We start from the raw sequence: 18,514 nt of genomic DNA, 5'->3' as shown, positions 1-18,514 counted from the left end.
CGCGCCACCCCGGCGTTCAGGCGCTGGCCAGGCCCAGCAGCACGATGCCGCCCGGCAGTTGCGTGAGCTCGGCGCCGTAGACGTCGCGCACCAGGAAGGCCACGTCGTCGAGCCGGTCGATCGAGAAGCTGGCCTGTACCTTGGTGCGCCCCAGCGCCGCGTTGGTGATCACCAGCCGGCCATGGCGGTAGCGGTTGACCTCGGCCACCACCTCCGACAGCGGCACCCGGTCGAACACCAGCTGGCGCCGGCGCCAGGCGCTGACCGCGCCGGTGTCGACCGCCGCGACCGCGCCCAGGCCGGCCGCGCTCCAGCGCAGCTGCCGCCCTTCGTCGAGCCGCACGCGCTGCGTGCCGCGCGCCACCTCGACCTGGCCCGACAGGCAGGTCACGCAGACCTCGCCGTCGAGGTTGCGGATATTGAAGCGCGCGCGCTGCGCCGACACCGTGCCGCCCGCGGCCGTGACGGTGAAGTGCGCCGAGCCCGAGGCCTCGTTGGCGAACTCGGCCTCGCCGGCCACGAGTTCGACGCTGTCGCCCCCGCCGCCATCGCCCGCCGCGCGGCGCAGGTTCACGCGCGTGCGCGTGTTGAGTTGCAGCACCACGCCGCCGGCCACGTGCACCTCGCGCTGCTCGCCGGTCGCGGTGCTGTAGTCGGCGTTCCAGTCGGTCACCGGCGACCAGAGCCCGAGCGGCGGCGACACCGCGAGGTAGGCGACCGAGGCCGCCACCGCGCCGCCGAGCCAGGCGCGGCGGCCCGGCATCGGCAGCCGGCCGCGCGCCGCGCGCTCTTCCTGCCGGCGCAGCTGCAGCCCGGCCGGCGCCATCGCGCGCCAGACCTCGCGCGCCTGCGCGAAGGCCTGCGCATGGGCGCGGCTGCGCGCGCACCAGGCCTTGAAGGCGCGCGCATCGTCCTCGTTCGCCTGGCCCGAGGCCAGCCGCACCGCCCAGGCCTGGGCTTCGCGTTGCAGGGTCTTCATCGCGTCGGGATCTCCGGGTTCGTCGATGGGCGCGGCTTCATCGTTTTCAGCCTTCATCTTGCTTCGACTGTTTTCCGGCGCCAGGACCGAAGCGCTGGATGAAATCCCGGCCCAATCGCTCGCAGCAATGCTCGAGGCCGGCGCGCAGTTCCTTCTCGACCGTGCGCACCGAGACGCCGTAGCGAGTCGCGATGTCCTTGTGCGGCATCTCGTCCACGCGCGCGGCCAGCACGATCGCCTTGCGCCGGCGCGGCAGCTCGGCCAGCGCGCGCTCGAGCGCCGCGAGCTGGTCGCGCGCCTCGGCGCCGCGCGCCGGGTCGGCCATCTCGTCGGCCATGTCGTAGAGCGCCTCGACCTCGCCCACGCTCAGCAGGCGCGCATTGCTCTTGCGCTGGTCCTCGGCCACGTTGAGCGCGATGCGGAACAGGTAGGCCGAGGGATAGCGCACCTCGCTGCGCACCGTGCTGTTCTCCACCCGCAGGTAGGTTTCCTGCAGCGCGTCGTTGGCCAGGTCCTCCGAGCCCAGCCGCATGTGCAGGTGCTTCCTGAACTGGGCGTAGCGCGCGAGGAACAGCGTCCGCAGTGCGGCCTTGAAGCGGTCGGGCATCGCCGCTCCCTCAGCCCGCGCGCGACCGATGGGGCCGGCAATCGCGCGCCGGGTCGGTGCGCGGGGTCAGCAGGATCGTGATCGGTTGCTGCAGCGTGGGCGGCGGCGCGTCCACCACCAGGTCGCGCAGGCTGCGCAGCACGCGCGCGTCGCGCTCCCGCTGGCCGCTGCCCTCGAGCACCCGGATGTCGCGCACCGTGCCGTCGTCGTCGATCCACAGCTGCACGCCGAGCCGGTAGCGGCCGAAGGCATCGGGCTGCGCGATGCACAGCACGCGCGTGATCGAGGATTGCAGCGGGGCCGCGTAGGCGCGCAGCTCGGCGGCGGCTTCGTCGCTGCCGGCGGGGGCCTCGTCACGCGGGGCGGCCGGACCGTTCGCCTCCGCCTCGAACTCGGGCACCAGCGTGAACGACTGTTCGCCGACATAGCGCGCCACCAGGCCCGAGCCCGTGAGCAGCTGCCGCAGCGCCTCGCGCGGTGCGAGGCGCCCTTGCACCGACGAAGCGTCGCGGCCCGCCGTCAGGCTGCTGCTGACCAGCACCGAATGGCCCGTGAGGCGGGCGAACTCGGCCAGCGCGTCATGCAGCGGCTGGGCCCGCAGGTCGAAATTCACCGCGCCGGCCGCTTCGCGCGGAGCGGGCAGTTGCGCATGGGCGAAGCGCGCGCCCATCATCAGCAGCACGACCAGGCACCAGGACAGCGACAGGGCACTGCCCGGATTGGAAGCTCGTGTCATGGGACGGGGACAGGGAGGCAAGGAGGTGCGGCGGGGATGGGTGGACGACTGGCGCGGCCGTCCGCCTCGCGGCCTGGCTCGATGTTCGCGGCCTGAGGCTATTCGGCTGACATGACCGACCCATGACAGGTGACGGACTCCCGAGTTCGCGACACCGCCGCGACTTGTTTCCGGCCTACACTGGCGCGTTTTTTTCTTCCAGGGATCGGAGACTTCGATGCGCGCAGCCTGTGGATGGATCGCGATGCTGGCCGCCCTCGGCGGCCAGGGCGCCATGGCGCAGGAAGCCGCCCCGGCCAATCCCTGCGTGGAGGTGACGGTGAACGGCGAACGCGCGCCCTCCTACGACTGCCTGACGCAGAAGATGCGCCCGCCCGCGTCGGCGCCGCGCGACGCCGACGGCACGCCCCAACTGGCCTCGGAAGCGATCGCCAACCGGCCCTCGAACCAGCTCGGCCTGTTCAACCGCGCGGCCACCAGCACCCGCATGGGCAATACCTTCGGCACCTCGGTGTATCCGCAGCGGCCGCCGACGGTGGCGCCGGTGTCGCCGTTGATGCCGGGGCGTTGAGGGCCACGCGCCCGAAAGAAGCCTCAGTCCCCGAAAGTTCGGGCATCCAGCACCGCATTGCGCCCGCAAAGAAGCACGCCGACGCGGTTCCCCTGCGCCGGAACGAAGGCCCCGTCGAGCAAGGCAGCCAGCGCGGTGGCGCCTCCGGGCTCCGCGATCAGACCGTGGGCTTGCCACAGCAAGGCCTGCGCTCGAACGATCGCGTCGTCCGAAACCAGCACGACGCGATCGACCGATGACGCGCAGATCTCGTGGACACGATCGCTGACCCTGCTGGGCCCCAGCGAATCTGCCGCGATCGATCGGACCTGGATCGCAACGGGATGTCCGGCTGCCATCGATGCGTGCAGTGCGTTCGCCCCTATCGGCTCCACGGCGATCACCTTCACCCCTCGTCCTGCGTACCAAGAGGCCATCCCGCTGACCAGGCCACCTCCGCCCGTCGCCACCAGAACGGCGTCGAGGCTCGGACACTGGGCCTCCCATTCCTTGCCAATCGTTCCCTGTCCCGCGATCGTGGCTTCGTCGTCGAACGGATGCACGTGCAGCGCGCCCGTCCGGTCCACGTGGTCGAGGCAAGCCGACTGCGCCTCATCGTAGGACGTGCCATGCAGCCTCAGATCCGCGCCGAGCGACCGGATCGCGTCGATCTTGACGCGACTCGCGCTCTCGGGAACGAACAACGTGGCCCGGATCCCCAGCGTTCTCGCGACATGGGCCACGGCAATGCCATGGTTGCCGCCCGATGCGGCGGCAATACCGGCCGCCGGCACCTCGCGCTGAAGCACGTTGTTGAACGCGCCGCGTGGCTTGAACGATCCGGTGCGCTGCAACAACTCGAGCTTCAGGCAGACCTGGGCCCGGTCGGACAGTTCGCCACGCGGCAGTTCGAGCACCGGTGTCTTGCGAACGAAGTTGCCGATCCGGGCATGTGCCGCCTCGATGGCTTCTCGCGAAATGACAGAGCCCATGGGAGATCCTCTGAATTCATGGTGGACGAACCCGAGCGTATGCTGTGTTCCTTGCCAATCACAGGGGGTCGATTGGCAACAAGCTTGCGAATCAATGGAAAGCATGAAGGGGCTGCCGATGATCGAAACCACGGTGCTGCGCTACTTCCGCGAGGTTGCGCGAACCGGATCTCTGACGGCCGCATCGGAAACGCTGGGTGTGGCGACCAGTGCCATCGGCCGGCAAGTGCGGATGCTCGAGGATCACTTCGGCGCCCGCCTCTTCAGCCGCGAAGCCAGGGGCATGCGGTTGAACGCGGCCGGCACGCTGTTGCTGGAATTCCTGTCCAGGCAGGCGGAAGAAACCGCGGACTTCCGTGCGCGCTTCGACGAATACCTGAAACTGCCCAGAGGCCATGTCCGGATCGCCGCAATCGAGGGCGTCATCCCTCGCCTGCTCTCGGAGTTCGCCAAGGCATTCCATCCTGCGAATCCGCAGGTCAGGATGTCGTTGGCGATCGTCGGCTCCAACGCAGCGGCCGACATGGTGGCGGAGCAACAAGCAGATCTGGGACTGCTGTTCGGCCCCGCCCCGCGCGGCGACCTCATCGAACTCGCATTCATGCGACAGCCGCTGTACCTGGTGGTTTCGGCCACGCATCCGCTGGCACGCAGCAAGTCCTGCTCGGTCGCCGAAACGGTCGGATACCCCGTCGTGATGCCCGACAGGAGTTTCGGCATCCGGCAGGAAATCGATCGGGTCGCTGCGCTGAGTGGCATTCAGCTCGATCTGGCGATGGAGACCAACTCCATCGCCCTGATGCGCCAGATCGCTGCCAACGGAATCGCCGTGACCTTCCTGCCGCGGCATGCGGTTCTCGATGAAGTCGAGGCCGGCGCATTGACCACCGTCGCGCTGCGGGAGAAGCGCCTGTCGAAGACGAAGATCACCCTGGTCCGTTCCGCCGCGCGGCCATTGGCCCCCGCGGCGCAAAGAGCCGTCTCGCTGCTGCGGTCACTGATGACCGCGCATTGAGCGCCGTTCAGCCGCCTCCGGTCGCCGAGCCCGGGGTGCCCGATGGCTCGATCAGCAGGAAATGAGCTTCCTCCTGCGCAACGGGACGATGCTCCACGCCGCGTGGAACCACGAACAGTTCGCCGGCCGCGACCGTGACGCTGCGGTCGCGCATTTCGATGGTGAGGCTTCCCTTGAGGACCAGAAAGAAATCATCGGTGTCGTCATGCCGGTGCCATTCGTAAGCGCCCTGTGCCTTGACCACCATGATCTGGTTGTCGTTGAAGCGCGCCACTGCGGTGGGCTCCCACGGCATCGACGATGCCGGCAACGCGATGCCTGGATTCACTGGATTCATGGATCGAAACTCCCTGGATTGAATGCGACCCGAACGATCGCTCGGATGCGCCACAGTGCGGCGCGAAGTCAATACGCAGCCAACGTTTTCGCCCGGCATGCCGGTATGGCGGCATTCGCGCGCGCTGCCATTCCGCTGCCGATCAGCAATCCCCTCTCGGAGGCGTATTTGCCATCGAGGCCCGGTGTCCTGAATTCGTCGAGGTCGGCGCCGGTCAGTCCCTCGACGCTGGCGCCTTGGATGCAATCGCAATAGGCGGCGGCCTCCCTGACCTTGACGTCCTGCAGCCCCCTGCATCGTGAGCAGCAAGGCCATGCAGACCGGCAGCGAGGACTGCACGTAGCCCGACAGCCTGGCCTCGTCGGACGTCGGTGCGGGCCGCGTTTCCATGGCCTTGATGGAGGCCTGTTCCCGTGTCATCCGCTCGATGCCGGGCAGCTGCGCGCAGCCCAGCAGCCAGTCCGCGGCCAGCACCGCGCTCACGTTCGTTCTCATTGCATCTCTCCCTGACATCGACATCGAAGAAGGAGTGCGTGGCGGATGCGGCGACCTGCGGGCCCGCCGGGTTCCTGCTTCTGGTACTCCGGAACTTCGTGGGGAGAGCGAGTGTAGGGCCAACGGACTCTGCCCTACGGGCCTGTCAGTCCACGATCGGCCGCTCGAGGATCGCCACCAGCTTCTCCGTGGCCTTGCCCGACATCAGGAGGTCAGGCGTCAGTATCTGGACCAGGCGCCAGCCGTCCTGGCCTTCCTTGTTCAACAGGGACCGAAGGTCCGGCAACGGCGCCGCCTTGATGCCGGCCAGGAATCCCTGCTTCCACGCGATATCGAGGGTCTTGTATTCGTGCTTGGGCATGGCGGGTGATTCCACGAGTTCCAGGTCCTTGATGGCGACGCCGAAGGCCGAGGCCAGCGCCTTTTTCGACTGCAGCGAAGCCGACGCCTCTTTCTCGATGCGCTGCACCGTGCGCAAGTTGAGTCCCGAGGCGATCGCCAGTTCTTCCTGCGTCCAGGACTTCTCGGACCGGAGTCGCTTGACCAATTCGGCGTTGATGTTCATTCCTTGTGTTGTCCCGGTGCTTGGTGTGTGAAGGGCCGCGGCAATGATGCATGGAAGCGCCGGAAAGCTTCACGCATGGCTTGCGGCAACACCCTGGCAAACGTACGACAGCCTTGCGACAGCGGACCGGAATCCTGCAGAAAGTCGCCCCACCCTGGCCGAATAGCGCGAGAGAGGCTGCGTTGCGCAGCCTCTCTTCGCGATGCCGGGCGCCCTTCTCAATACCCCAGCGTTCGCCGCTCCGCCGGCGTGAGCTGGTTGCGCTCGGCCGGCCCCATGGCCGAATCGCCGAGCACCTGCACCGCGCTGCCGCTGCGATAGCCGGTGCGCTGCGGCGCGGCATCGTTGCCGGCCGGCGCGGCGGGTGTGCCGGGCATGGGCTCGTTGCCGAAGCCCAGCACGCGCACCGTGAACACCGAGGGCAGCGCCTGCCGCGCGGCCGTGCGTTCGCGCTGCACCGTGTCCTGCGCGGCCATCGCGGCCTGCGAGGCGGCGGCGCTGGCGCTGGTGAGCGCGCCCACGTTGACCGAGGCCACCACGGGCAGGCCGCTCGATTCCCCCTTGACCTGGATGTTGGCCGCGTTGACCACCTGCAAGGCCGCGAGGTTCACGTTGCCCGAGACACGGATGCCGGCCTCGCCCGCATCGATGGTGCCCAGCGGCGCGATCAGGTCGACGTCGCCCGGCGGCACCTCGGCGATCGGTGCCAGCGTGGCGATGCCGGCGCCGGTGCTCGGCACGTTGGGCGCCAGCGTGGCATTGCCGAGGGCGTCGTAGCTGCGCTTGGGGGGCGTATAGACCACGGTGGTCTTGGCGCCGCGCCCGGCGTTGATGTCGCCCTCGGCCGACCAGGCCAGGATGCCGCCGCCGAAGGTGGTCATGATGCGCGACAGGCCCAGCAGGACGCTGCCGCGCGTGAAGATCTCGACCTCGCCCGCGCCCTGCGTGAGCAGGCCGGTGCTCGGCGGCGGCAGCACGCCGTTCGCGCCGAGCGTGAGCCCGCCGCCGGGCGCGAGCACCTGGATGCCGCCACCGAACAGCGTGTGCGTGCCCGCCGCGCCCTGGAACACGATGCTGCCGCGCCGCTCGACCGGCTGCCCCTGGGCATCGGCTGGCGGCAGCAAGGCGCCGATCGCCTCGCGCCCGCGCAGGTAGCTGCCCACGCGCCGGCTCTCGGGGTCGTTGTATTCGCGGCCGCCCTGGCGCAACTCCTCGTAGAAGACCTCGCGCACCAGCACGCCCTGCTGCTCGGCCGGCAGCGCGAGGAAGGCCGCGAGCGCGCCCTCGGCACCGCCCGCATAGCCGAAGCGTTCGCGCAGCCAGGCCAGCAACCGGTCCTCGTAGGTCTTCGCGACCTTGCCGGCCTGGTCGGCCAGCGGGCTGGCGGCATCGGCGAGCCTGGCGCGATCGAAATAGCGCGCGGCGAAGCCGGCGTAGTCGGGCCCGCCCGCGCCCACGCCGGCCGACAGCACGATCGAGGCGCCGGGACGGGTGTCGCCCTCGGCGACCGGACCGATGCTGCGCAGCGTGGATGCGCTCACCTGGTTGCCCGAGAGCGGCTGCCCCTGCAGGATGTTGCGCCCGGCCGAAATGTCCAGCAGGCCGGGCCCCGCCACGTCGAGCGTGGCGTTCAGCACGTCGCGCCCCGCATCCAGCAGCGAGATGTCGAGCGCGCCGCTGTGCGCGATGTAGCCGGTCGCGATGATGTCGCGACCGGCGCGCATCTGCACCGGCTTGCCGGCGATGTAGAAGTTCTCCACCGCGGCACCGCCCTCGTAGCGCGCGACATAGCGGCCGGTGTTGGCCAGGATGTCGCCGCGCACGGCATACAGGCGGATCGGCTCGCTGCCCGGTGCGTGCAGCAGGGTCGCGCGGTCGACGCCGTGGCCGAACAGCACGCTGCCCTCGATCAGCAGGTCGTAGAGGTCCGCCTCCGGCGACGGCACATCGAGCGGTCCGTAGAAGTTGCCGGCCACCCACGCGCCGGGGGAACCCATCAGCCACAGCGGGCGCTCGGGCGTCGCCAGCGCGGACAGCGGTCCGCTCGACATCGCGGAGGTGCCGGACACCCGGTCGCGCGCCAGCAGCTCGAGCCGACCCTGGCGCGACGGCGCGAGCGTGATGTTGGTGGCGATCGAACCGTTGGCCGCGATCGCCGACAGGCGGCCCGGGTCGTAGCGGATCCACTCCCCGTTGTTCGTGATCGACTTGCGCTGCTGGATGTCGCCGCCGGCCGAGAAGAGCTCGAGCCCGCTGCGCTCGGTCCACAGCGTGAACGAGGTCAGCGCCGGATTCTCCTGCCCGTCGAACGAGGCCTGCGTCGCGCCGCCGAGCAGCACGACACGCCCGGCGTCGCGCGAGGTGAGCGCCATCAGGTCGCCGCGCGCATCGACGGCCATGGTGCCGTCGCCGACCACCAGGCCGAGCCAGCCGTAGCCGAGCCGGTCGCGCGGCGCCTGCGCGTCGACCGCGCGCGGGTCGAGATCGGACTTCAGGCCATAGCCCGATTCCAGCGTCATGCCCACCGCGCCCGCCCTGACGCGGCTGTCGCCGCGCAGGTTGACGAGCTGGCCGCCGGTGGTCGGTATCTCGCCGATATCGCGGCCGGCGTTGATGCGACCGCCGACGTCCACGCTCAGGCGTCCGCCGCCCGATGCGAGCACGGTGCCGTCGGCGCCGACGCGGCCGCTGGAAGCCACGACCAGGTCGAGCGCCGAGGTCGTGCCGCCGAAGTCGGTCAGGCCGAGGTTCGAGGTCGATCCGGCATCGCCGCCGGCGCGCACGCTCAGGTGCCCGCCGCCCAGCGTTCCGATGCCGCCGAAGCCCGCCAGCTCGATGCCGCCGGAGAGCGGCGACAGGGTGTACTGGCCGAGATTGATGCCCCAGGCCGCGCGCTGCCCGAGCTCGGCGCCGCCCTGGCGCCAGAGCCAGTAGCCGATGCCGTTGCTCGACTTGAGGTTGCCGGTGTCGCCGATCGCGAAGCCGCGCACGTCGCCCTGCGCCGACAGCAGCAGGTCGCCGCCGCCCTCGGTGAAGAACATGCGGCGTGCGTTGAGCGTGGCCTCGTAGTCGGGATAGCCGAGCACCGAGCCGTCCCAGGTGCGCGCGCGCGGGGCGTCCCAGGCCTCGCTGCCGGCGATCTGGGTGCCGGCGGTGTAGACGCCGAAACGCGAGGACTGCCGGTAGTCGCGCCCGGCCAGCACGTCGAGGTAGCCGGTGCCGGTGCGCACCACCGAGATCGCGTCCTCGGGTCCCGACTGCGTCGACGAGAGGTGCGGATCGTCGAGCAGCACGTCGCCGCGCGCGCCGAGCAGCGATGCCGCGGTCACGCCGCGGGTGTCGGCCGACGCGAGGTCGGCACCGCCCACCAGCCGCATCGACCACGAGCGCATGCCCGGCGCGAGCATGTCGGCCACGACCATCATGCGGCCCTGCCCGTCGGGGCGCCGGCTCCAGCCGAAGTCGTCGGGCGTGTCGGGTGGCGGCGCGAAGCCGTCGGAGATGCTGCCGTTGATCACCAGGTTGCCGCCCGCGCGCAGCACGACCACGCCGGGCTCGCCGGAGCCGCGCCGCGATGCATCGGCGCCCGGCCCGTAGCGCCAGCCCGAGAAATCGAGCTCGCCGCGCACCGTGAGGTCGCCCTCGCTGCGCAGCTCAAGCCCGGGGCGCAGGTGGAAGGCATCGCCGAAGGCACGCAACCCCGCGAGCCGCGCGCGGGTGGCGCCGCTGGCGTTCGCCGCGTCGATGAACGCGCGGCTGTCGGCGTGCAGCGTCTCGAGGTAGGCGCTGTCGACCACGCCATCGGCCGGCGCGTGGCGCGCGAAGGCATTGACCGCGATGCTCTCGGCGCCGCGCACCGTGAGGCCGGCGGCCGCGTCCACCGCCACGCCGTCGGCACCGAGGCGCGGTGCGTTGATCTCGAGGCGCCCGCGCGCCACCGCGTCGGCCGAACGCAGGTCGATGGTGGCGGCGGCGTCGAGCCGCACCGTGCCGGCCGCGGATGCGAGTTCGACCTGGGCCCGGTTCGAGGCCTCGATGACCTGTCCGCGGCCGTCGAGCGCCAGGCGCGTGCCATGCACATCGAGCACCGCGCCCGGCGCCAGCAGCAGCCGGTCGCGCGCGGCCAGCCGGATGCTGCCCACGTCCTCGCCGCTGGCGTCGATGCGGCCGTTGACGGTGAGCGAGCCGCCGTCGGCCGACACCTCGATGCGGTTGGCGCGCAGTTCGTCGCCGATCGCGAGGTCGCCGGTCTTCACGACGAAGCCGCGGCCGCCGAAGACGCCGCCCTCGTTCAGGCGCCGGTTGAGTCCCGCGAAGTCGTCGAGCGAGCGGGCGCGGATGTCGATGCTGCCGGACTCGCGCGCCGCCGGCGAGGCGCCGAGGATGGCGCCCGCGAGCTGCACGCGGCCGTCGGCGCCCGTGGCGGTGACGCGGACCGAGCCCGCCGGCTTGCCCGCCGCCGAGACGTCGATGCGCGAGCCGGCGGCCTGTTCGACCGCGCCATGGGCGGATTCGATCAGCAGGTCGCCGCCGCTGCTGAAGCGCGTGAGGTCGAAGAAGCCCAGCGCACGCCCCGCGAGGTCGATGGCCGCGCCGCCGCCGAGCCGCACGTCGCGCTCGGCCTCCAGCACCAGCCGGCCGCTGGGCAGCGCCACGGCGGTGTCGAGCTCGATCGAGCGTCCGGCCAGGCGCACTTCGGCGCCCAGTGCTTCGGCACCCGCGACGCCCGCGCCGCCGCTGCCCGCGCACTGCGGCGCCGTCACGCGCACCGCGTCGCCCGCGCGGTAGGCCATGAACGAGCCCGCCTCGCCGGTCAGCAGCGGCGTGTTCAGCAGCAGTTCGCCGCCACGGCGGCTGGCCGCATCGGCGCCCTCGCGGTACACCGACAGCGTCGCGCGCCGGTTGGCCGTGATGCGCTCGGTGGCGTCGAGCGCTACGCGCGAGAACCCCAGGATCAGCCGGTCGAGCGCGACCTGGTCCTGCGCCCGCTGCAGCGGGCCGTAGCCGAACTCGATGCGGCGTGCATCGACCACGAGGCTGCCGGCGCCGGTGCCCGGGCCGCCGGGCGCCACCGCGCCGGGCGCGCGGCTCGCGAACGGCGCTTCGGGCGTGCCCGCCCCGGTGGACAGGCCGTTCCAGATCAGCGTGTCGGTCGCGACGCGCGCCCTGTCCCCCGCCGAACCCCAGCCGTAGACGGCGGGCGTGTTCAGCTGCAGCACCGCGGGCGCGATGCCCGCGCCGTGCGCCGCGCGCAGGTCGAGGTCGACGCTGCCGAAGAAGTTGAGCGCGTTGCCCGCGGTCAGCGTGAGCTGCTCGATCGGCGTCTGGCCCGGCACCGTGGGCCGCAGCAGCCGCTCGAGCATCTCCTGGCTCAGGCGCACGCCGGGAGCGATCGCACCCTGCGCCTCGGCGGCCGCGAAGGATTCGCGCGTGCCGACGTTGATCGCGGGCGCGGCCATGGCCAGGTAGCGCGCGTTGATCTCGGCCTCGCCGAGCGTCACCGGGCCGCTGCTCAGGAAGCTCACGGTGCCGCGGGTGCGCAGCATCGCGCCGTCCGCGATGGTGATCGAACCCCGCGTCGCCGACGGATCGCCCTGCGGCGGCGCGAAGTCGTAGACGCCGTTGCCCACCGCGAGGATCGCGTTGGCGCCCTGGCTCGCCGAATCGAGGTAGACGTAGCCGTAGCTGGAATCGAAGCCGGCGGTGCTGCTGCGCGAGGTGTCGACCAGCGCGCCGCGCTCCACGCGCACCTCGTGCCCGGTCAGGAAGACCTGGCCCGCCGCGAGCCGCGCGCCGTCGCGCACGACCACGGCCGCCTGCTCGGCGCCCGTGATCACCACGTGCGGACCGACCGGCACCTGGCCCGAGCCGACCACCACGAACACGTCGCGCAGGCCGTACACGCCACCCACGATCAGCGTGCCCGCGTCGAAGGCCGAGAGCTGCGCCGCGTCGAACGAGACGAAGCCCGGCGTGGCCACAGCCCCCGACGCCACCACCTCCGCCGCGCGCCGGCCGGTGAGGAACAGGTTGCCGTCGAGCGCGGCCGCGCTGCCCGTGCCAGCCCCCGCCTCGCCGCGCAGCCGCGCCACGCCCTCGAAGGACAGTGCCCGGCCGGTCGCGCTGCCGGTGTCGATGTGCACGCTCTGGCCGTCGCGCTCGAGGCGCGCGCGCACCTCGCCGAAGGTGGCGGCGCGCGCGAGCGCGAAGTCGGCGTAGCTGGTCTCGTTGTACTGCGAGAGGCTGCGCACCGCGCTGCCCGGCGTCAGCGTGACGGCGGTGGGCAGCGCGTCGCGCACGGCGGTGTTGGCGATGCCGAGGTAGCCGCTGGCGCGCACCGATCCGCTGGCGCGCAGCGACTCGAAGGCCTGGCCCGAGCCGCCGCCGAGCTCGATGCGCCAGGCACCGGGCAGCAGCGCGTAGGTCGAGGGCATCAGCGTGTAGGTGCCCGCGGGCAGGCCGCCCACGGGCGCATCGAAGCGGATCTGCTGGCCGATGCGCGGTGCGCCGGCGCCCGCATCCGGGGCCACCGGCGCGTAGCCGCCCGCGAAGCCCGGCACCAGCGCATAGACGCCGGCGCCCGCGCTGCTGAAGCCGTAGAAGGGATTGGCGTCGACCAGCGGCGTGCGCAACACGTCGACCGAGCCGCCGCGCCCGGTGAAGAAGCCGGCGCCGGTGAGCCGGCCGCCGCCCGACACGTCGAGCACCGCGCCCGCCTCGGCCGTGATCCGCGACTGGCCGAAGGCCACGCCGGGGCGCACGAACTGCTCGGAATACAGCTCGGGCCGGCCGGCCACCGAGCCCAGCGGCAGGTACTCGACCGTCTGGCCGTTGTAGGCGTAGCGGATGTTGTCCACGGTGCCGCCGTAGGGCATGACCATGCCGGCGGCGCTGGTCGAGGTGAGGCTGCCGTCGCGCAGCAGCACCTCGAACATCTGCTCGCGCAGCGGCGACGTGCCGATGCCGAAGGCGGGCTTGGTGCCGAAGATGATCGAGCCCAGCGGCGCGCGCACCACGCCGCCCTGGTCGATGGTGGCCGCCGCCAGCGTGAGCGTGCCGAAGGCCGAGGCCGGCATCGCGGGCGGCGCGCCGGTGCCGCGGATCGTGAGCCGGCGCGCGGGATCGTAGCTGTCCGTCTGGCCGACGACGGAGCGCAGGGCCACGCGCAGCTCGCCGGTGGCGCCGGTGGTGGGATAGAGCTGGGCCGCGGTCACCGTGAGGTTGCCGCCGGTCTCGAGCGTGCCGTTGGTGAAGCGCACGTCGCCACGGCTGGTCAGCGCCACCTCGTCGAAGCCGTGGAGGTCCAGCGGCCGGGCCTCGACCAGCCAGCCGAAGGGCGTGGCCACGAGGCCCTGGCTCACGCCGGTCGGGCCGAACGGGTTGGAGGCCCGCACGTCGATCAGCTCGGCCTGGATGTCGAGGCGGCCGCTGTTGGCGGTGGAGGTGCTCCGGGGCACCAGCCCCGACAGGAATTCCGGTGCCTGGACCTCGATGGCGACCTTGCCGTCGAGCAGCACGTACGGCGCGGCCAGCACGACCCGCGCGGGCGGCGCGGCCGTGGAAGCGGCGAAGGCGCCGCGGCGCAGGATCAGGCTCTCGGGCAGCCGCAGCTCGAGGTCGCCTTCGATCTCGAGGATGTCGCGGTTCCACAGTTCCAGCGTGCCGAAGCCGCCCGCGCGCACCTCCTCGGCGCTCAGGCGCGCACGCGCATCGACCAGCGAGCCGTCGGCCACGCCGGGCCGCAGGCCGGCGGCGGCGCCGCTGGCGACGCGGTCCTGCGTCAGCGTCATGACCTGCACGCGGTGCGCGTTGCCCGGTGGGTTCTCGAGCGCCAGGTTCAGCGTGCCGCCGGCCGCGCCCTCGCCGCCCGCGGCGGCGCGCAGGCTGCCGTCGTTGAGGATGCCGCGCGACGAGCCGATGCGGATCAGGCCGCCGTCGCCGGCCAGCCGCTGGAGGCGCGCACCGCCGGGCGGCAGGTTGTCCTGCGCCGTGTCGACCTCGGCGTAGGCGCCCGAGGCGTCGAGCCGCGCGCCGGGCCGGATGATCACGTGCGCGCCGGTGGTCTTGAGGAAATCGCGGCTGGCGCGGGTGTGGTCCTCGAGGCCGATGCGGATCGAGCCGCCGTCGGGCGCGATGCCGTAGCGCAGGCCGTCGCCGTCGAAGGCGGTGTACGCGCGGCCGGCGGCGTCGAGTACCGCGTCGCCGCCGATCCAGATCGAGGTGCCGAGCGGCGCGAGGCCCAGGGCGTTCGTGCCGCGCGTGACGGCGCTGGTCAGCACGATGTCGCCGCCGGGCGCGACCACCCGGCCCTCGACCGTGAGCTGGCCCTGCGCCACCAGCCGCGCCTGGCGGCCGGGATCGACATCGATCTGCACGCCGCCCGGCAGCAGCAGTTCGGCGCCATGCAGGCTCAGGTCGGCGCCGGTGCGCGCCGTCAGGCGGTGCCGCAGCGCATCCTCCGCGTACAGCGGCGGCAGCCAGCGCTCGAGCGCGCGCGCGGTGTCGGTGCCGCTCGGCAGTTCGCGCGCATCGGCCGCGGCACGCAGCACCGGCATGCGCGGCGCGAGGTCCTCGTTCACCAGGACGCCGCCGAAGCTGGTGAGGCGGTAGCGCGAGAAGCCGCTTTGCAGCAGCGCCGGATCGAGCCGCTGCGCCGGCACGAAGTCGACGTCCTGCGCGAAGCGCGTGTCGCCATCGACGATCCGTCCCGGCGCATAGACCGTCGGGATCGCGGCGCGCTCGCCGGCCTGCTGGGTGAAGGTGTAGGGAAAGGTCGGAAGGCCGGCGGGAAAGACCGCCGACGGCAGCACGGTGCCCGGCATGAGCTGGCCCTGGATGAAGTCGATCCGGGTGCCGGCGGGCATGCGGCTGCCCGCCTCCAGGGACCCGAGCGAGGTGCCGAGCGTGACACCCACTGGCACGACCCAGTCGGCGCCCGTCACGATCGGCGTCGTGATCTGGGCCGAGACGTAGTCGGCCAGGGCGACGTCCTGCACCGTCACCGTCAGCGTGGTCGAGGCGCGCATCGGCAGCCGCTCGCCGAGCGCGATGCGCACCTCGCGCGCGAGCACCACCGCCAGCGGCACCGCCGTGCCGGCCGCGAGCCGGCCGCTTTCGAGCAGGGCGTGCTCGCCGAACACCACGCTCGCGGGCGACTGCAGCGTCAGCGTGCCGCCGCCCAGCACGCCGCTGGCACGCAGCTCGCCGTCCAGGCGCAGCTGCACGCCGGCGGGGTTCTCCTCGAGGTTGGCCTCGACGAAGGCCGCGCCGGCCAGCAGGCTCGCGCTGCCGCCGCGTCCGCCCACGAGCCGGCCGTTGCGCGCCAGCGTCGCGCCCGAGGACACGTCCACCACGCTGCCGCGCTCGAGCGCGATGCTGCCGTGCGTCATGCGCACCGAGAGGCTGCCGCCGTCGACGAAGGCGGTGCTGGCCTCGCCGTCGATGTCGCCGCCCTCGCGCTGCTGGTTGCTCCAGAGTCCGCGCAGGTCGAGCCGCGCGCCCGGCGCGAGCACGAAGCTCGAGGCGCCGTCGTCGCGCAGCAGCAGCGTGCCGAGGCTCGGCGAACTGGTGGTCGCCACCGGCGCGACGTTGCCGACCACGATGCTGCCGGCGCGCGCGCTCACGTCGGCCTCGATGCGCGTGGTGGGCGCGACGATCTCGAGCCGGCCCCCATCGGCCAGCCGCAGCGCGCGCTCGATGCGCACCTCGCCGTTGGCGACGATCTCGAGCCCGCCCAGGCCGAAGCCGGACAGCCGCGCGGCATCGAGGAAGGCGGTGCCGATGCGCTCGGCGGGCAGCGCGGCGGCCGGGTCGCCCGCCAGCGCATCGGCCACGTCGGCGACCTCGCCGATGCGCACCCGGGTGTCGAAGGCGCCGTCGACGCCCACGCCGCCCATGCGGCGCAGCGCCAGCGTGCCGGCCCGCGCCACCGCGAGCTGCGACTGCGCATAGCCGTCCTGCGCCGCGCTGCGCGCCTGCGTCTGGCGCGGGCCGCGGAACACCGTCGCCTCGATGTCGCCCTCGAGCACCGCCGTGGGCGCGCTCACCACCAGCCGGCCGGCATCGCGCCCCACCGTGTAGCCGTTCTCGAGCAGGCGCTGCGGGCCGATCAGCGGGTTGTAGAAATAGCCGGTGGTCTTCCTGCCCCAGCGCGCATGCGCGTCCTCGAAGCCGCGGTACACGCCCTCGAACACCATGTCGGCCGGTGCCTTGTCGAGCCGGTACAGCCGCCCGTCGCTGCCCTTGAGCCAGCTCTGCTGGAGATAGCCGGTGCGCACGTCGATCGAGCCGCCCGACAGGTTGATCGCCGAGCCGCGCTGCGTCACGACCTCGGCCGCGCCCAGCGAGACGGTGCCGCCCTGCGCCAGCCATTCGCCGATGCCGTGCGGCTGGTTGCCCAGGTAGCCGCCGACCTCGAGCAGGCCGCCGGCGGTGTAGTAGCGATCGCTGTCGTACACGCCCGGCTTGGCCGGCACGTAGCTCAGGCGCCGGCGATCGATCCAGACGTTGGCGTTGTTGAGCTTGCCGGTGTCGCGGTTCAGCGGCGCGTCGCGCTGCTCGTTGCCCTGGATGTTGACCTGGACGTTGTTCGACGCCATCGCCACGCTCACGCCGACGGCGCCCGCCACGTCGAGCCGTGCCTCGTTCGCCACCAGCACGCGCCGCGCCGCGCTCGCCGCGACCTGGCCGCCGGTCGCCAGCACCAGCGAGCCGCCCTCGAACTGCACGTCGCCGCCCGACACGATCTCCACGCGCGACAGGTCGCGGCGGTCCTGCTGGCGCGAGAGGTTGTCGAACACGCCGGGCGTGGCCTGGGTGCGCAGCCGGTCGAGGCGGGCCGAGTCGGCCATCAGCACGTCGCGCTGGCTGTCCAGCGCGGTGAATCGGTCGTCCGCGTCGATCAGCACCGCGGTGACCGCCTCGCGGCCCGTGGCCACGCGCCCCTTGGCATCGGCCGCCGAGTTCAGCAGGTGCACCGTGCCACGCGCGTTGACGGTGGTGGTGGCGAGCGCCACGCCGTCCTGGCGCACCGTGCGGCCGGCCAGCGTGATGTCGCCCTCGCTCGCGACGATCAGGCCGCTGTTGCGCACCAAGCCGGCCGTGCTGTCGGGCGCGAACTGCGGCGCGATCTCGTTGCCGCGCGTGGTCGAGAAGGTGTTGGCCTCGGTGCCCACGCCCTTGCGGATCGCGAAGCTGTCGCCGGCCGCGAGCTGTGCCTGGCCGCGCGGCGTGGCGATGCTGCCGGCGTTCTCGACCTCGTGACCGAGCAGCAGCACGTAGCCGCCGCCCTGCGTGACCGACACGGGCTGCCGGGTCGCGATGCGCGCGCCGGCCTGCACCTCGACCTTGCCCAGCGCGTCGGTGAACACCGGCTGCGGCTGGCCGTTGACCTGGGCGCTGTAGAGGCCGTTGTTCCTGAACTGCTCGTCGCCGATGCGGGCCGCGGCCGCCACCAGGTTGCGCGTGTCGACCTGGCTGGTGCCGCTGAACACCACGCCGTTGCGGTTGGCGATCAGCACCGTGCCGTCGGCCTTGATCTGGCCCTGGATGCGGCTGGGGCGCGCCTGCGGATCGTTGACGCGGTTGAGCACCGCCCAGTCGGGCTGCTGCTGGAACTCGACCGTGGTGTTGCGCCCGACGTTGAAGGTCTCCCAGTTGAGGATGGCGCGCTCGCCGGTCTGGCGGATCGCGACCGTGGTGCGGCCGTCGGCCTGCGTCTGCTGCGGTGCCTGCGCATTGAGCCAGCCCGCGCTGAGGCTGTTGCCGTCCACGCGCAGGCCGCCCTCGGCCAGGCCGTCGGGCACCGAGGCCTCGCCCTGCGCGGCCAGCCGCGCCGCGGCCTGGGCCGCCTGCTGGGCCGCGATGCCGCGCGCGGCCAGTTGCAGGTTGTCGAGCGAGCGCTGCAGCTCGGCGTTGGCGCGCTGCTGCTGCGCCTGCGGGTGGGTCAGCAGCGCGGCGGGCTGGCCGTTGGGCAGCCGGCCGGTGGCGGTGGCCGTGGCCTGCGCCATGTTCTTCTGCGCCATCCAGCCGGCGCTGAAGGCGCGCTGCGCCTGCGCGCCGCCTGTGGCCAGCGCCATCGCGAGGCCGGCGATGGCCCAGGCGACCGGATGCAGCGGCTGCGCCTGGCGCGGGATGGCGCCCGTGGCGCGGGGTGGATGGTGCGGCGGGGTTCGGTCGGTGGCGCGTCGCGGGGTCGAAGACATGGTGGCGGGTCCGTGTAGGCGTCGGGGTCGGTCGT

The 18,514-nt window shown here is 72.4% G+C and carries 9 protein-coding genes; 2 read left to right on the top strand and 7 right to left on the bottom strand.

The window, feature by feature from the left end; all coding sequences use genetic code 11:
- Positions 1-16: 16 nt before the first annotated feature.
- The 3 genes from R0232_RS17860 to R0232_RS17850 are packed head-to-tail and all read right to left on the bottom strand — an operon-like array spanning position 17 to position 2,322.
- Positions 17-979, bottom strand: a complete 963-nt coding sequence (locus R0232_RS17860; protein WP_431508917.1) for a FecR family protein — start codon at positions 977-979, stop codon at positions 17-19.
- A 46-nt stretch (positions 980-1,025) separates the two neighbouring features.
- Positions 1,026-1,586 carry an RNA polymerase sigma factor gene (locus R0232_RS17855; protein ID WP_431508916.1) on the bottom strand — a complete coding sequence of 187 codons (561 nt, stop codon included), beginning with the start codon at positions 1,584-1,586 and terminating at the stop codon, positions 1,026-1,028.
- 10 nt (positions 1,587-1,596) lie between these two features.
- A complete protein-coding gene (locus R0232_RS17850; RefSeq protein ID WP_431508915.1) occupies positions 1,597-2,322 on the bottom strand; it encodes a TonB family protein in 726 nt (241 codons plus the stop codon).
- Positions 2,323-2,539: 217 nt separating this feature from the next.
- On the opposite strand from R0232_RS17850, the gene R0232_RS17845 reads away from it, so the two are divergent.
- On the top strand, positions 2,540-2,893 hold the full coding sequence (locus R0232_RS17845; RefSeq protein WP_208509215.1) for a hypothetical protein: 354 nt from the start codon (positions 2,540-2,542) through the stop codon (positions 2,891-2,893).
- A gap of 23 nt (positions 2,894-2,916) precedes the next feature.
- On the opposite strand, the gene R0232_RS17840 is transcribed toward R0232_RS17845, so the two are convergent.
- A complete protein-coding gene (locus R0232_RS17840) occupies positions 2,917-3,864 on the bottom strand; it encodes a threonine/serine dehydratase (RefSeq protein WP_208509216.1) in 948 nt (315 codons plus the stop codon).
- Between the two features lie 94 nt (positions 3,865-3,958).
- Between R0232_RS17840 and R0232_RS17835 the strand changes: the two genes are divergently transcribed.
- Positions 3,959-4,879: a LysR family transcriptional regulator gene (locus R0232_RS17835; RefSeq protein ID WP_208509217.1), complete on the top strand. Its 921-nt coding sequence runs from the start codon at positions 3,959-3,961 to the stop codon at positions 4,877-4,879.
- A gap of 7 nt (positions 4,880-4,886) precedes the next feature.
- Here R0232_RS17835 and R0232_RS17830 read toward each other — a convergent pair whose 3' ends face one another.
- From R0232_RS17830 to R0232_RS17820, 3 genes are all read right to left on the bottom strand, one after another.
- Positions 4,887-5,711: a cupin domain-containing protein gene (locus R0232_RS17830; protein WP_281077470.1), complete on the bottom strand. Its 825-nt coding sequence runs from the start codon at positions 5,709-5,711 to the stop codon at positions 4,887-4,889.
- A gap of 145 nt (positions 5,712-5,856) precedes the next feature.
- Positions 5,857-6,276 (bottom strand): DUF4177 domain-containing protein, encoded by a 420-nt coding sequence (locus tag R0232_RS17825; RefSeq protein ID WP_208509218.1) that lies wholly within the window; start codon positions 6,274-6,276, stop codon positions 5,857-5,859.
- 218 nt (positions 6,277-6,494) lie between these two features.
- Positions 6,495-18,479 carry a filamentous haemagglutinin family protein gene (locus R0232_RS17820; protein ID WP_431508914.1) on the bottom strand — a complete coding sequence of 3,995 codons (11,985 nt, stop codon included), beginning with the start codon at positions 18,477-18,479 and terminating at the stop codon, positions 6,495-6,497.
- Positions 18,480-18,514 lie beyond the last annotated feature (35 nt).

Origin of the sequence: Variovorax sp. DAIF25, assembly GCF_050711835.1 — a bacterium.
GTDB lineage: Bacteria > Pseudomonadota > Gammaproteobacteria > Burkholderiales > Burkholderiaceae_C > Variovorax.
This window is presented reverse-complemented; position numbering and strand designations above follow the sequence as displayed.

Coding starts and splice junctions, on each gene's coding strand:
- R0232_RS17860 (WP_431508917.1), bottom strand. CDS start 979: ATGAAGACCCTGCAACGCGAAGCCCAGGCCTGGGCGGTGCGGCTGGCC.
- R0232_RS17855 (WP_431508916.1), bottom strand. CDS start 1,586: ATGCCCGACCGCTTCAAGGCCGCACTGCGGACGCTGTTCCTCGCGCGC.
- R0232_RS17850 (WP_431508915.1), bottom strand. CDS start 2,322: ATGACACGAGCTTCCAATCCGGGCAGTGCCCTGTCGCTGTCCTGGTGC.
- R0232_RS17845 (WP_208509215.1), top strand. CDS start 2,540: ATGCGCGCAGCCTGTGGATGGATCGCGATGCTGGCCGCCCTCGGCGGC.
- R0232_RS17840 (WP_208509216.1), bottom strand. CDS start 3,864: ATGGGCTCTGTCATTTCGCGAGAAGCCATCGAGGCGGCACATGCCCGG.
- R0232_RS17835 (WP_208509217.1), top strand. CDS start 3,959: ATGGAAAGCATGAAGGGGCTGCCGATGATCGAAACCACGGTGCTGCGC.
- R0232_RS17830 (WP_281077470.1), bottom strand. CDS start 5,711: ATGAGAACGAACGTGAGCGCGGTGCTGGCCGCGGACTGGCTGCTGGGC.
- R0232_RS17825 (WP_208509218.1), bottom strand. CDS start 6,276: ATGAACATCAACGCCGAATTGGTCAAGCGACTCCGGTCCGAGAAGTCC.
- R0232_RS17820 (WP_431508914.1), bottom strand. CDS start 18,479: ATGTCTTCGACCCCGCGACGCGCCACCGACCGAACCCCGCCGCACCAT.